Annotated in this window: 9 protein-coding genes; 6 read left to right on the forward strand and 3 right to left on the reverse strand. The window is 69.8% G+C overall.

What is annotated here, in order from left to right:
* Positions 1–31 precede the first annotated feature (31 nt).
* Positions 32–1,138, reverse strand: coding sequence for a hypothetical protein (locus tag ACFWEP_RS21110; RefSeq protein ID WP_387371835.1), 1,107 nt, complete (start codon positions 1,136–1,138; stop codon positions 32–34).
* Between the two features lie 602 nt (positions 1,139–1,740).
* On the opposite strand from ACFWEP_RS21110, the gene ACFWEP_RS21115 reads away from it, so the two are divergent.
* Positions 1,741–3,264 carry a glycosyl hydrolase family 18 protein gene (locus tag ACFWEP_RS21115; protein ID WP_387371836.1) on the forward strand — a complete coding sequence of 508 codons (1,524 nt, stop codon included), beginning with the start codon at positions 1,741–1,743 and terminating at the stop codon, positions 3,262–3,264.
* Positions 3,265–4,162: 898 nt separating this feature from the next.
* Positions 4,163–5,662 (forward strand): peptide ligase PGM1-related protein, encoded by a 1,500-nt coding sequence (locus ACFWEP_RS21120; protein ID WP_387371837.1) that lies wholly within the window; start codon positions 4,163–4,165, stop codon positions 5,660–5,662.
* Positions 5,663–5,728: 66 nt separating this feature from the next.
* Here the strand turns inward: ACFWEP_RS21120 and araA are convergent, their stop codons facing one another.
* The gene (gene araA, locus ACFWEP_RS21125) at positions 5,729–7,240 is read right to left on the reverse strand and encodes an L-arabinose isomerase (protein ID WP_387371839.1); all 1,512 of its coding nucleotides are present in this window, start codon (positions 7,238–7,240) and stop codon (positions 5,729–5,731) included.
* Positions 7,241–7,293: 53 nt separating this feature from the next.
* Positions 7,294–8,940, reverse strand: coding sequence for a ribulokinase (locus tag ACFWEP_RS21130; RefSeq protein ID WP_387371844.1), 1,647 nt, complete (start codon positions 8,938–8,940; stop codon positions 7,294–7,296).
* 681 nt (positions 8,941–9,621) lie between these two features.
* Between ACFWEP_RS21130 and ACFWEP_RS21135 the strand changes: the two genes are divergently transcribed.
* The 4 genes from ACFWEP_RS21135 (at position 9,622) to yjfF (ending at position 14,458) form a co-directional block, all read left to right on the forward strand.
* Positions 9,622–10,617, forward strand: a complete 996-nt coding sequence (locus tag ACFWEP_RS21135; RefSeq protein WP_387371840.1) for an ABC transporter substrate-binding protein — start codon at positions 9,622–9,624, stop codon at positions 10,615–10,617.
* 162 nt (positions 10,618–10,779) lie between these two features.
* Positions 10,780–12,339 carry a sugar ABC transporter ATP-binding protein gene (locus ACFWEP_RS21140; RefSeq protein ID WP_387371841.1) on the forward strand — a complete coding sequence of 520 codons (1,560 nt, stop codon included), beginning with the start codon at positions 10,780–10,782 and terminating at the stop codon, positions 12,337–12,339.
* The gene (locus ACFWEP_RS21145) at positions 12,336–13,436 is read left to right on the forward strand and encodes an ABC transporter permease (RefSeq protein WP_387371842.1); all 1,101 of its coding nucleotides are present in this window, start codon (positions 12,336–12,338) and stop codon (positions 13,434–13,436) included. The genes ACFWEP_RS21140 and ACFWEP_RS21145 overlap by 4 nt, the downstream gene beginning before the upstream one ends.
* A complete protein-coding gene (gene yjfF / locus ACFWEP_RS21150) occupies positions 13,433–14,458 on the forward strand; it encodes a galactofuranose ABC transporter, permease protein YjfF (protein WP_387371843.1) in 1,026 nt (341 codons plus the stop codon). Before ACFWEP_RS21145 ends, yjfF begins: the two co-directional genes overlap by 4 nt.
* Positions 14,459–14,618: the final 160 nt, after the last annotated feature.

A 14,618-nucleotide genomic window follows, 5' to 3' on the forward strand; every position in this document is an offset into this window, starting at 1 on the left:
GGACCGACGTCGTGCCGTGGTGCTCTCGAGGTCAGAAGGCCGAGGTGTACGCGGCGAAGAACGGAGCCTTCACCGGAACCCCGCCGGGGCCGAAGCAGTTGACGGGGAGCTGAACGGTCCCGCCCGACCTGACCCAGGGGGCGTACAGGCCGCAGTATCCGGGTCCGCTGCCGTAGGCGGTGGCATGCGCGGTGTCCGAGGGGACGGCGACGGACGGCAGGGTGACGACGAAGGGCGCTCCCGAACCACCGAGGGCGTTGGTGGCACCGCTGGAGTTGTAGTTGGTGAGTGCGGGCAGCGAACCGTTGTACCAGAGGTAGCCGAACGACTTCGGCGGGAAGGCCGGCCCGTGGACCGCTCGCAGATAGGAGTAGCTCAACGTCCACTTGGCGTCGTACGGGGCGTCCGAGGCGTCGTAGCAGGCGACCACGGCCGTCTGTCCGGTGGAGCCCGGTGCCCAGTCGGACACCTTGCAGTGCGCTCCCTGTTGCGGATCGACCGCGGTGACCTGGAAGTCGCCCGCGTAACTGGACAGTCCGAGGCCGGGGAGCCACGCCTTCCAGATGCCGGTCGAGCCCTTGCTCACCGCGTTCACGGCACCGGTGGAGTTGTACTGGGTGAGTACCGTGCCGCTGCTGTCGGAGTAGATGTAGCCGTACGAACCGGACGGCGTGGCAGGAACGCCGCTACTGGTGGTGTACAGGACGGTGAAGGTGGAGTTGTCGGGTGCGCCGCTCGGGAGATAGCAGTTCACGAAGACGTCCTCGCCGGTGCCGACCTGCTTCCAGCCGGCGATCTGGCACCAGTGGGCGGTGTTGTTGACCGCCGTGGCGTGGGCGATCCCGCCCGTGCCGCCGATCAGCGGGAAGTGCGCCACGTACGAGCCGAGGCCGAGCTGGTCGACCTTGACGGGGTTGGCCGACGGAGAGGTCCAGCTGCCCCACTGGCGGGTGGGGTCGGGCACATAGCCGGAGGGCGGCGTCGGGTTGTCCAGGTAGGCGAACCCCCACCGGTCGGGGACGGCGGCCTGCGCGGTTCCCGCGGCCGGAAGGACTGCCGCCAGTGCGGCCAGCATCCCCATGATGAGCAGAACGGCTCGGGCGCGTCTGTTCGTCGGTGCTGCGGTGCGGACGTGCATGGGCGTACCCCCTGTGGGTGAGGTCGGTGCTGCCTTCGCGGTCCGTGCGATGACCCGGGGCGGGCGGCGCCGTTCCGCCACCGTGGAACGCGAAGTCGCGCGTTCGCCGGCGTGCGGACCCGTCACACGTCCGAAGCCCGGCGCCCAAGTTCCCAGAAGAACGGCCCGTCGCATCCTTTCCGCGTCAGCCGTTCTGGTCTCCCGCACATCCGGCCCGGGCACCCCGGGGGCCACTCCCGCACCTCCCGTCGCCGTGCGCGGGGGTCCGCCCGGCCGTTCTCCAGCGGTCTCCCGTCGCACAGCCCTCTTCCCGCCCCACACCACTCCCCGAGCACCACCCCACGACATGGCCGGATCGGACGCAGGCACCCCGAACGGGCCTCCGAGGAGGCCAGGTTGGCCAAATGCCGGTAAAACCGCGGCCGAGTGGTCCAGTCCACACCGCGCCCCTCACCAGCGGGAAAGACATCCCGGCGGAAATTGGTTTACTCCCCGCTTGGTCCAGACCATTGACGTGCCACGGTCACCGCCGATTCCATGCACCATGCCACTACCGGAAGGCAGTCGGCGGTTCTTGCCCCTCCTCCACAGCTGGGACACCCATGAGACTCACGCGCTCGCTCCGCACGGTCGTCACCGCCACGGTCACGGCGGTCGCCGCCGCCGGACTCACGCTGATCGGGGGGCCCGCCCAGGCGGCGACGCCTCTCCCCTCCCATGTCTTCGCCCCCTTCTTCGAGACGTGGACCGGTGAAAGCCCCGCCGCGCTGGCCGCGCAGTCGGGCACCAAGCACCTCACCATGGCGTTCCTCCAGACCGCCACTCCCGGTTCCTGTACGCCGTACTGGAGCGGCGACACCGGGATGCCGATCGCCGCCTCCTCGTTCGGCACGGACATCAAGACGATGCAGGCCAACGGCGGCGACGTCATCCCCTCGTTCGGCGGATACGCGGCCGACACCACGGGCACCGAGATCGCGGAGAGCTGCACCGACGTCAACCAGATCGCGGCGGCCTACGAGAAGGTCGTCACCACGTACGACGTGACCCGCCTCGACATGGACATCGAGGTCGATTCGCTGGGCAACACCGCGGGCATCGACCGCCGCAACAAGGCCATCAAGATCCTCCAGGACTGGGCCGCCGCCAACGGGCGCAAGGTCGAGATCTCCTACACCCTGCCGACCACCACCTCGGGCCTGGAGTCCAACGCGCTCGCCGTCCTCCAGAACGCGGTCAGCAACGGCGCGCGTGTCGACGTCGCGAACCTCATGACGTTCGACTACTACGACAACGCCACCCACAACATGGCGAACGACACCCAGACCGCGGCCCAAGGGCTCGTCAACCAGCTCGCGACGCTCTATCCGACCAAGACCACGGCGCAACTGTGGGGCATGGTCGGCATCACGGAGATGCCGGGCGTCGACGACTTCGGCCCGGCGGAGACCTTCACTCTCGCCAACGCCACCCAGGTCTACAACTGGGCCGTCTCGAAGGGCATCAACTTCCTGTCCTTCTGGGCGCTCCAGCGTGACAACGGAAGCTGCCCCGGCGGCGCCGCCGCGGACGGCTGCTCCGGCATCCAGCAGAACACCTGGGACTTCTCGCACATCTTCTCGCCCTTCACCGGCGGCACCACCACGACCCCGGCCAACGACTTCTCGCTGACCGCGACACCGGCCTCCGGCTCGGTGACCGCAGGCGGCTCGGTCACCAGCTCGGTGAAGACGGCGGTGACGGCGGGCTCGGCGCAGACGGTGAGCCTCAAGGTCACCGGCGCACCGGCGGGTGTCACCGCTTCGCTCAGCCCCACCTCCGTGACGGCGGGCGGCAGTTCGACGCTCACCCTGGCGACGACCTCGGCCGCCGCTTCGGGTACGTACACGATCAGCGTGACCGGCACCGGCGCGTCCGGGAGCCACACGGCGACCTACTCCCTCAAGGTCACCGGCGGCGCGACGACAGCGTGCACGGCCACCCCGTGGGCGGCGGCGTCGATCTACACCGGCGGTCAGACGGTCTCGTACCAGGGACACACCTGGAAGGCCCAGTGGTGGACGCAGGGCGAGGTGCCCGGCACCACGGGCCAGTGGGGCGTATGGGTGGACCTCGGCGCCTGCTGAGGCAGCCGGGGACGATCCGGCGACCCTCCCCCGGCTCCGGAGCTCCTGAGACCCGAGGTCCCGGTTCCTGATTCCCCGAACTTCCCAGAGAGCACATGCACAAGGTCCGACAGGGCCGGCAGCACGTCTGCCGGCCCTGTCCTCGTTGTGCCGGGGCGCGGCCACGCATCGCAGCCGGTGAACTCATCGCCCCCGAAGGCCGTCCCGCCACATGGCGACCGACGCTTTTCAGGAGTGTCCGAGGAAAAGGTCGGCGAAAAAGCGGCCTTGTACACGATGGGGAGCTGAGGCAAGGTTGGATGGTTGTTTCCTCCGTTCCGCGGACAGGACGAAGCAATCACAGAACCATCGTTCACGTTCCTGCGCCGGTTCTCCTCCCCCCTCCTCCCGTCCCGCTTCTCCGCCCTGTCCTCTCCGTCTGCCGACACGATCCGCTCCGGTCCCGCCATCGGGGCCCCACGAAAGGCTGACGATCCACGCGGACGAGGGACACGCCGACCGACACCGACCGCACCCGGGCCGCAATATTCGCGACGGACGCCCGGATGTCGCGAAACAGAGTCGACGGATTTCACGCATCCGCCGGAAATCGCTTCCGGACATTCACTGCCTTCGATCACCGGACGGAGAATTCCCTCACCGGCTTCACCGGACAGCGCGATCCTCCCGCGACGCGTTCCGTGGAGGCTTCTCAGCATATGGACGCGCCCATCGATCCGGATCGCAACGAATCGCGCGACCGGGACGGCAGCACGGAAGCCCGCCCCGGCCAAAAGCTGTCCCCCGGGTCCGCGCCACCGCGGGAGACCGTGACCCCGACGCCGGCTCTCGAGTTGTCGCTTTACCCTGTGCCCCTCCCGGCAAGGTCCCATCCGGCACCCGTAGCTTCGAGGACGCTGTGACTGAAACGTATCGACGCCCCACGGCCCGCATCCACATCGAGAGCCGGGAGTGCGGCCCCGAGGTGTTGGAGCGGCTCACCGGCGCGACGTATTTCCCCGAACGGCTGCTGGGCCCGGCGATCGTCACCACGGTCTGCCGTGCCGGGGGCCATCTGCTCTACGTCACCGCGCCGAGCGTGATCGACGGCGAGGAACAGGTGGACTACTACCTCGGCCTGCTCCTGGGCGGTGCGCGCACGGCGGACAGAGAGAGCTTGCGGCGGATGCGCGAGCTCGTGACGGTGCTGCCGCTCGACGATGCCACGACCCGCTGGCTCAGCACCAAGGTGCTCGATCCCGTCAGCCCACGCGCTGCCGCTGTGCGTTCGGATCTACATGAGTTCGCCGAGCTGCACCGGAGCGCCGGAGCGGACGTACGGCTGAGCTACTTCGAACCGTCGAAGCCGCTGGAAGAGTTGGCCCGCGCTCTGAACCTGCCGGGCACCCAGCCCTTGTCGGCCCACATCCCGCTCGGCACCAAGCACACCGGCAGGCAGATCTTCGCCGCCGCCGGGATTCCCGTGCCGTCGGGCAGCGGGGTGTGTCACGACCCCGGAGCGCTCGCCTCGGCGGTCGCCGGGCTCGCCGCGACCGGGGTGCGCGAGCTGGTGCTGAAGCTGGACAGCACGGCGTTCGGCGGGGGTCTCGGCAACGCGCTTCTCACGCTGGAGGACGGCATCGACGCGCCGGGCGGCGAGAGCGTCGAGGAGCGGGTCGCACGCGCGCTGCCCGGCGCGGTGCTCATGGACCCCAAGCTCACCTGGCACGAGTACGTGACCCTGATGAAGGACGACGGGGTGATCGCCGAGGAGATGGTCACCCAAGTACCGCTGCTCAGCCCGAGCTTCCAGGGGCGCCTGACCGAGCGGGGGACCGTGGAGGCGGTGTCCACCCACGACCAGGTCCTCGCCGGGGACGGGCAGACCTATCACGGGTGCACCTTCCCCGCTGCCGCCGACTACCGCCGACAGCTCATCGACCACGGTCTGCGGGTGGGCGAGGTACTGCGGGAGCGCGGCGTCGGCAGCGGCGACTACGGGGTGGACTTCCTCGCCACCCGGTCGGGCGACGGATGGCGTCTGCTGGGCTGCGAGATCAATCTCCGCGCCACCGCCACCAAGCACCCCTTCACCATGGCGGTGGGACTGCTCGGCGTGGAGCCGACCCCGGACGGACGCCTCGAGGTGGACGGCGTGGAGTACGTCTACGAGGCGTCGGACGTCATCATGGAACGCCGCTACCAGGGACTGCGCCCCGCCCAGCTCATCGAGGCCGTGACCGGTTCACCGATCGGCTACGACCCCGTCCGCAAGACCGGCGTGGTGCTCCATCTGATGAGCCCGGTCACCGAGTTCGGGAAGTTCGGGGCCCTGTGCATCGCCCGGGACCGCGCTCAGGCGGCCTCCTTGATGCGAGAACTCCGCGACCTCATCGACCTGTTGACGCCGCAGAGCTGAGCTCTGGCCGAGGAGTGATCGGCCCGCCCGGTCCGTCACTCCTCGGCTTCCTGCCCGCGCAATCGGTCACAGGCCGCCGGCGAGCCGGTGGTAGGCCTGGTTCCAGCGCAGTTCACGGGCGAACTGCCGTGGCGTGGTGGACTCGTCGATGAGCACGAGTTCGGTACGCAGCATCTCGGCCAGGTCGTCCAGGTGTTCCGCCCCGAGGGCGGTGGTGAGCACCGTGTGGTGCGGGCCCCCGGCGGTGAGCCAGGTCTCCGTGGAGGTACGCAGGCTGGGGCGGGGGCGCCACACGGCGCGGGCCACGGGCAGCGCGGGCAGCGGCTCGGTGGGGGCGACCACGTCGATCTCGTTGGCGACGAGCCGGAAGCGGTCGCCCAGATCGGTCAGCCCGACGACGACCGCCGGACCCGCCGCGGCGTCGAAGACCAGGCGGACCGGGTCCTCCCGGCCGCCGATGCCGAGCGGGTGGATCTCGCAGCTCGGGACCTGGTCCGCGAGGGACGGGCAAACCTCCAGCATGTGGGCGCCGAGGATGAGTTCGTTGCCGGGCGAGAGGTCGTAGGTGTAGTCCTCCATGAAGGAGGTGCCCCCGGGCAGGCCGTTCGCCGCCGTCTTGAGCGTGCGCAGCAGGACGGCCGTCTTCCAGTCGCCCTCGCCGCCGAATCCGTATCCGTCGGCCATGAGTCGCTGTACGGCGATGCCGGGGAGCTGCCGGAGACCGCCGAGGTCCTCGAAGTTGGTGGTGAAAGCGCCGAACCCGCCGTCGACGAGGAAGGTGCGCAGGCCGGCTTCTATGCGTGCCGCGTACCGCAGCGCCTCGTGGCGTTCGCCGCCGGCCCTCAGCGGGGCGGCGAGGCGGTAGGTGTCCTCGTACTCCTTGACGAGTCCGCCGACCTCCGCGTCGGTGGCGGCGTCGACGTGGGCGACCAGGTCGTTGACTCCGTAGGTGTTGACGGAGACCCCGAACCGGAGCTGGGCGTCGACCTTGTCGCCTTCGGTGACGGCGACGTCGCGCATGTTGTCGCCGAAGCGGGCGACCTTGAGGGTGGAGAGTTCGGCGCGTCCGGCCGCGGCCCTCGCCCATGCGGCGATCCGCGCACTGGTCACCGGATCGGTGACGTGTCCCGCCACCGTCTTGCGGGCGACACCGACCCGGGACTGGATGTATCCGAACTCCCGGTCTCCGTGCGCTGCTTGGTTGAGGTTCATGAAGTCCATGTCGATGGTGGCCCAGGGCAGGGCCACGTTCGACTGGGTGTGCAGATGCAGCAGCGGCTTGCGCAGCGCGTCCAGGCCGGAGATCCACATCTTCGCCGGTGAGAAGGTGTGCATCCAGGCGATCAGTCCGACGCACCGCTCGTCGGTGTTGGCGTCCAGGCAGATCTTGCGGATCGCGGCGCTGTCCGTCAGGACGGGCTTCCAGACGATCCGGGCGGGCATCTCGGCGGAGTCGGCGAGAGTGGCGGCGATGGTGCCGGACTGTTCGGCCACCTGTCGGAGCGTCTCCTCTCCGTAGAGGCCTTGACTGCCGGTGAGGAACCATATTTCGCGGACGGAGGGGGCCTGGCTGGACACGGGGACTCCCGGTGGGTGAAGTGTGGCGGGTCGGGTGGCGGTCGTCCGGCGGGTCAGTCGGCCGGGGTGCTGGTGAGTGCGTGGTTACGGATGCGGCGCAGGCGGTGGAGGAGTCCGTCGCGGACGCCGAAGTGCTCGTGGAGCAGGCGGTATTCGGCGAAGAGCGCGTCGTAGGCGTCGGCGCGGGAGGGGTCGGGGAGGTACACGTTCCGGTGCAGCCTGCCCATGGCGGCGGTGGCGGTGCGGACGTCGGGATGGGCTCCGGCGGCGACGGCGGCGTGGATGGCGGAGCCGAGGGCCGGGCCTTGTTCGGAGGCGGCGAGGGAGACGGGGCGGCGCAGGACGTCGGCGTGGATCTGCATCAGCAGGGTGTTCTTCTTGAGTCCCCCGGTGACGATGAACTCGTCCACCGGCACTCCGCCGGATTCCAGTGTCTCGACGATGACCCGGGTGCCGAAGGCGGTGGCTTCGAGCAGGGCCCGGTAGACGTCCTCGGGGCGGGTGGTCAGGGTGAGACCGACGACGACGCCGGAGAGGTGGTGGTCCACCAGTACGGACCGGTTCCCGTTCATCCAGTCCAGGGCCACCAGCCCGTGCCCGCCGACCGGCTGGGCGGCGGCCTTGCGGGTCAGCAGGTCGTGCAGGCCCTCACCGCGGGAGGCCGCTTCGTCCACGTAGTCGGCGGGGACTCCCTGGCTGACGGCCCAGCCGAAGATGTCGCCGACCGCGCTCTGGCCCGCCTCGTAGCCGTACGCGCCGTCGACGATCCCGCCGTTGACGACTCCGCAGATGCCGGGCACGTCGGCGAGGGCGGGGCCGTTGACAACGTGGCAGCTGGAGGTGCCCATGATGGCCAGTAGCCGGCCGTTCTCCACCGCCTGGGCGGCGGCGGCCGCGACGTGCGCGTCGACGTTGCCCGCGGCGACGGCGATCCCCTCGGGCAGGCCGGTCCACTCCGCCGCCCGGGCGGTCAGCGAACCGACGCGTGAGCCGAGTGCCGCCAGCGGGAACTCCAGTCGGGTGCGCGCGAAGTCCGCGAAGTCCGGGTGCAGTGCGGCGAGGTACTCCTGCGCGGGGTAGGAGCCGTCCTGGTGGATGCCCTTGTATCCGGCGGCACAGGCGTTGCGGGATTCGGTTCCGGTGAGCTGCCACACGATCCAGTCGGACGCCTCGATCCAGCGGGCGCACCGGGCGTAGACCTCGGGGTCCTCCTCCAGCACCTGGAGCGCCTTGGCGAACTGCCACTCCGCGGAGATCTTTCCGCCGTAGCGGGCGATCCACTTCTCGCCCCTTTCGTGTGCGAGCGCGTTGATCCGGTCCGCCTGGTCCTGCGCGGCGTGGTGTTTCCAGAGCTTGGGCCAGGCGTGGGGCCTGCCGGAGAGTTCGGTCGCGGCGAGCGGGGTGCCGTCGGCCAGGGTCGGCAGCACGGTGCAGGCCGTGAAGTCGGTGGCGATCCCGATGACGGCGCGGGGGTCGATACCGGCCGCCCGCACCGCGGCGGGCACAGCCGCGCGCAGTACGTCGCACCAGTCGTCCGGATGCTGCAGCGCCCAGTCGGGGGGAAGGGATGTCTCGCCCCCGGGAAGCAGACGGTCGATCACGCCGTGCGTGTACTCGTGCACGGCGGAGGCGAGTTCCTCACCGTCGCGCACCCGGACGACGACGGCGCGCCCGGACAGCGTGCCGAAGTCGACGCCCACGGTGTACTGCTCGGCGTCCGCCGGACCTGACGAGGCATACGGCGTACGGGAGGGATGGGAAGTCACCAGGATTGCCCTTCGGGAAAGGTGGTCGACAGGCGGTCCACCAGCGACAGTGCTGCGCGGAGCCGAATGAGCGGGACCGCCGACAGCCGAAAGTGTGAACGCTAACAATTGTGAAATCAAGAGCAGTGCAGCCGCTTCACCTTTCGCGTCCCACCTCAACCCCTTCGGCTCAGCCCGCACCCGGCGCGGAAGGCGACACCCTCGCGCCCTCACGCACAGCTGCCCCGGCGGCCCGATCGCCCGAGGAGCAGCCGGGCGCCGGGGCGCCCGGCGATCACCTCGCGAGCGACTCACAACCTCCGTGCTCCAAACGGAACTTGGCCTTCCCGCACATGGACGGTGGGACCGTCACGGCACCCCCTTCCCCTCCCCCGACCCCATCCTCCATGCGCCGCCATGTCACAAATAGGTAACTCGCGCACAGGGCTTGAGATACCGCAGTGTTAGCGCTCACACTGCTCGCGGCGCACCCCATGAACCTCCCGCCGTCACCACCCGGGCTTCCGGCCGCGCCGGAAGCCCCGCACCGCCTTTGGCCGGTCCGACTCCCCGAGCGGCGTACCGGACCGCTTCACGTCGGCAGCGACGAACATCCCTCCGAGAGGACACACCACCATGGCCCGCAGAATCGCCTACGCCCTCGCCGTCGGCCTCCTCGCCGCGTCGACGATGACCGCATGCTCCACCGAGACGACTCCGGCCGGTGGCGGCTCCGGCGGGAACAAGTCCGACGGCAAGCTCGTCCTCGGCTTCGCCCAGGTGGGCGCGGAGAGCGGATGGCGTACCGCCAACACCAAGTCCGTCCAGGACGCGGCCAAGAAGGCCGGTGTCACCCTGAAGTTCTCCGACGCGCAGCAGAAGCAGGAGAACCAGATCAAGGCGATCCGCACCTTCATCCAGCAGAAGGTGGACGTCATCGCCTTCTCACCGGTGGTGGAGTCCGGCTGGGACACCGTGCTCAAGGAGGCGAAGGACGCGGGCATCCCGGTGATCCTCACGGACCGGGCCGTCGACTCGCAGGACACCTCGCTCTACAAGACCTTCCTCGGCTCGGACTTCATCAAGGAGGGGAAGTCGGCCGGCGAGTGGCTGACCGCCGAGTACAAGAACGAGACGGGCCCCGTCAACATCGTCGAGCTCCAGGGGACCACCGGTTCGGCTCCGGCCAACGACCGCAAGGCCGGCTTCGGGGACGTCATCGAGTCCGACCCGAAGTTCAAGATCGTCGCTTCCCAGACCGGCGACTTCACCCGCGCCAAGGGCAAGGAGGTCATGCAGGCCTTCCTCAAGTCCCAGAAGGACATCGACGTGCTGTACGCCCACAACGACGACATGGCCCTGGGTGCGATCCAGGCCATCGAGGAGGCGGGCAAGAAGCCGGGGACCGACATCAAGATCATTTCGGTGGACGGCATCAAGGACGCCTTCACCGCCATGACCGAGGGCAAGATCAATGTCGTGGTGGAGTGCAACCCCCTCCTCGGCGACCAGCTGATGGAACTGGCGAAGAAGGTCGCGGCCGGCGAGAGCGTCCCGGCACGCGTCGAGACCGTGGAGGGCGTCTTCCCGCAGGACAAGGCCGCGGCGGCCCTGCCGACCCGCCAGTACTGACGCACCCGAGGCCGACCGGCCGGCCCGCGAGTACCGAACCCCCTGAGGCGCACCGGGCCCGGCCGGCAGCACCCGTAGGACCACCGGACCGCGCCGGCGGCGCGCACGTGACGAGCCCCCGGCCCGCGGCCCCTTCGGCCACACCCGACGAGAGGAGGGCGGATGGCAGCCCCACCCACCCTTGAGACGAACCCCACCGACCGCCCGCGGCCGGTTCTCGAAGCCCACGGCATCCGGAAGGAGTTCCCCGGTGTGCTGGCCCTGGACGGGGTCGGCCTGCGGCTCTATCCGGGTGAGGTCCACGCCCTGATGGGGGAGAACGGTGCCGGCAAGTCCACCCTGATCAAGGTGCTCACCGGGGTGCATCCCGCGGACGGCGGCACCATCCTCGTCGACGGTGCGGCCCGGGAGTTCGGTGATCCGCTCCAGGCGCAGAACGCCGGGATCAGCACCGTCTACCAGGAGGTGAACCTCTGTTCCAACCTCTCGGTGGCGGAGAACATCCTCATCGGACGCGAACCGCGCAGATTCGGCCTGATCCACTGGTCCGCGCTGCGGCGCCGGGCCGGCGAGCTCCTGGCGGAACTGGAGCTCGATCTCGATGTCACCGGTCCGCTGGACTCGCACTCCCTCGCGGTCCAGCAACTGGTGGCCATCGTCCGTGCGGTCGACGTCTCGGCGAAGGTGCTCGTCCTGGACGAGCCCACCTCCAGTCTCGACCGCGAGGAGGTCGCCCAGCTCTTCACCCTGGTGCGCCGACTGCGCGACCGCGGCGTGGCCATCCTGTTCGTGACGCACTTCCTGGACCAGGTCTTCGAGATCTGCGACCGGGTCACCATCCTGCGCAACGGCCGGCTCGAAGGTGAGTACCCCATCGGGGAACTCACCCACGTCTCCCTGGTACAGCGCATGATCGGTGGCGAACTGGCCACCCTGGACGAGCTCTCGGAGGCCGCGCACGAGGAGGCCGAGGAGCGCACGACCGAGGAACCCTTCATCCGGGCGCGGCAGTTGGGGCGGACCGGCTACATCGAGCCGTACGACCTCGACATCCGGCCCGGCGAGGTGATCGGGCTCGCGGGGCTCCTGGGCTCGGGCCGCACGGAAGCCGCGCGACTGCTCTTCGGCGCCGACAGTGCGGACACCGGAGAGCTGCGGATCCAGGGCGAGGCGGCCTCGCTGCGCACCCCCCGGGCCGCCATCGCCCGCCGGATCGCCTTCTGCTCCGAGAACCGCAAGTCCGAGGGGCTGGTGGGCGAGCTCACCGTGCGCGAGAACATCGTGCTGGCGATGCAGGCCGCGCGCGGCTGGACCAGGCCGATCTCACGCGCCAGACAGGACGAACTGACGCGGCAGTGGATCTCCGCGCTGGACATCCGCCCCACCGACCCCGAGGCGCAGGTACGTCACCTCAGCGGCGGCAACCAGCAGAAGGTGCTGCTCGCGCGCTGGCTGCTGACCGATCCCAAGCTGCTGATCCTGGACGAGCCGACCCGCGGCATCGACATCGGTGCCAAGGCCGAGATCCAGAAGCTCGTCGCGCGGCTCTCCGCCCAGGGCACCGCGGTGCTGTTCATCTCGGCGGAGCTGGAGGAGGTCCTGCGCCTGAGCCACCGCATCGGCGTGCTGCGGGACCACCGCATGGTCGCCACCCTGACCAACGACGAGACCGTCACCCCCGAACGCGTTCTTGCCACCATCGCCACCGGAGAGGACTCATGACCCCGCACCCCGCCAAGGGCCCGTCGGCCGGCGGCGTCGGGCAACGGCTGCTGCGCCACCGGCTGTTCTGGCCCTCGGCCGTCCTGGCGGCCCTGCTGCTCGGCAATCTCGCCTTCACCCACGACTTCTTCGCCGTCCACGTCCGGGGCGACCACCTCTACGGCAGCCTGATCGACATCCTCCAGTTCGGCGCGCCGCTCGTCCTGGTGTCGCTGGGTATGACGCTCGTCATCGCGACCCGCGGCATCGATCTCTCGGTCGGCTCCACGGTCGCCATCGCCGGTGCGCTGGCCTGCGAGCACATCGCGGGCTCGTCGCATCCCGGCAGCGTCTCCACCGTGCTCGGGGCGGTCGCGGTCGCCCTGGGCGGCGCGGTGGTGCTCGGCCTGGTCAACGGCACGCTGGTCTCGCGTCTGGGCGTGCAGCCCATCGTGGCGACGCTGATCCTCATGGTCGCCGGCCGGGGCATCGCCCAACTGGTGTCGGACGGCCAGATCATCACCGTCACCAGCAGCCCGTACAAGATGATCGGCGGCGGCTACTGGCTGATGTTCCCCTTCGCCGTCCTGCTGGCGGCGGTGATCGTGGTCCTCACCTCGCTGGTGACCCGGCGCAGCGCCCTGGGACTGCTGATCGAGTCGGTGGGCGGCAACCCGGCCGCCAGTCGGCTGGTCGGCATCCGGGCGGCGGGCCTGCTCACCGTGGTGTACGTCTTCTGCGCCCTGTGCGCCGCCGTCGCCGGGCTGATGATCAGTTCCAACGTGTCCAGCGCGGACGGCAACAACGCGGGGCTCTGGATCGAGCTCGACGCCATCCTCGCCGTGGTCATCGGTGGTACCGCGCTGACCGGCGGCCGGTTCTCGCTCGGCGGGACGGTGCTCGGTGCCCTGATCATCCAGACCCTCTCCACGACGGTCTACACCCTGGGTGTCCCGCCCGAGACGACGCTGGTCTTCAAGGCCTTCGTCGTGATCGCGGTCTGCCTCATCCAGTCGCCCGTCTTCCGGGCGAAGGTCCTGAGCCGCCGGAAGCCGGCACCCTCCCGGCAGAACGCCGCGGCGGACGACAGCCCGCTCCCGCAGGAGGTACGTACATGAGCACCGGCATCGCGGGTGTCGCCGACACCCTCGCGCGGCCGTTCCGCGCCCCTCTCTCGCCCCGCGCCCGCACCCGCGTCCCGCTGGTGGTCACCTCGGTGCTCCTGGTGGCGATGTTCGCCGTCGGTTCGGCGCGGTACGACGGGTTCTTCTCCACCCAGGTGCTGCTGAACCTGCTGATCGACAACAGCTTCCTGCTGGTGGTGGCCATCGGGGTCACCTTCGTCATCCTGACCGGCGGCATCGATCTGTCGGTGGGGTCGGTGGTGGCGCTGTCGACCATGCTCACCGCCTGGCTGGTGGAGCGGCAGGGGTGGCCCCTGTTCGCCGTCATTCCGCTGGTCCTGCTGGTGGGCGCGGGCGGTGGCGCTCTCATGGGGTGGGTCATCCACACCTTCGAGATCCAGCCTTTCATCGTGACGCTGGCCGGCATGTTCCTGGCACGGGGCCTCTGCTACACGATCAGCACCGAGTCCATCTCCATCAGCGACCCGACGACGGTCACCATCGCCCAGACCCGGCTGGTCATGCCCGGGGGGCTGTTCGTCTCGCCCGCCGTGGTGATCGCGCTGGTCGTCCTCGCCGCGGCCTTCGTGGCGCTGCACCACACCCGTTTCGGCCGCAACGTCCACGCCCTCGGCGGCAACGAGACCTCCGCGCGGCTGATGGGGCTGCCGGTGGGCTCCACCAAGGTGGCCGTGTACGCGGTGAGCGGGCTGTGCTCCGCGCTCGGCGGGGTGCTGCTGACGTTCTACATGCTCTCCGGCTACGCGCTGCACGCGGTCGGCATGGAGCTCGACGCCATCGCGGCGACGGTGATCGGCGGCACCCTGCTGACCGGTGGCTCCGGCTTCGTCCTCGGCACCGCTCTCGGTGTCCTGGTCCTCGGCATGATCCAGACGGTCATCAACTTCCAGGGCACGCTGAGCTCCTGGTGGACCCGGATCGTGATCGGTGCGCTGCTCTTCGTCTTCATCGTGCTCCAGCGGCTCCTGGGCGGAAACCGGAAGCCCACGGGCTGACCCCCGCGGGCCCGGCCGCCGGACCCACCCACTCCCCCGGGCCCCCGCCCGCACCACCGAACCGACATCGAGGGACACACATGCACCACCCGTCCGAGTCACCGGCCGCCCCGCCGCAGGCGCCCGACGACCGTCCGGACCCCACCGGTCGCCCGTACCG

Origin of the sequence: Streptomyces sp. NPDC060198 (genome assembly GCF_042728415.1) — a bacterium.
In the GTDB taxonomy this organism is placed as follows: Bacteria; Actinomycetota; Actinomycetes; order Streptomycetales; family Streptomycetaceae; genus Streptomyces.

Excerpts from the sequence above, each read along its gene's own strand:
- ACFWEP_RS21110 (WP_387371835.1), bottom strand. The coding sequence starts at position 1,138 with ATGCACGTCCGCACCGCAGCACCGACGAACAGACGCGCCCGAGCCGTT.
- ACFWEP_RS21115 (WP_387371836.1), top strand. The coding sequence starts at position 1,741 with ATGAGACTCACGCGCTCGCTCCGCACGGTCGTCACCGCCACGGTCACG.
- ACFWEP_RS21135 (WP_387371840.1), top strand. The coding sequence starts at position 9,622 with ATGGCCCGCAGAATCGCCTACGCCCTCGCCGTCGGCCTCCTCGCCGCG.
- ACFWEP_RS21140 (WP_387371841.1), top strand. The coding sequence starts at position 10,780 with ATGGCAGCCCCACCCACCCTTGAGACGAACCCCACCGACCGCCCGCGG.
- ACFWEP_RS21145 (WP_387371842.1), top strand. The coding sequence starts at position 12,336 with ATGACCCCGCACCCCGCCAAGGGCCCGTCGGCCGGCGGCGTCGGGCAA.
- yjfF (WP_387371843.1), top strand. The coding sequence starts at position 13,433 with ATGAGCACCGGCATCGCGGGTGTCGCCGACACCCTCGCGCGGCCGTTC.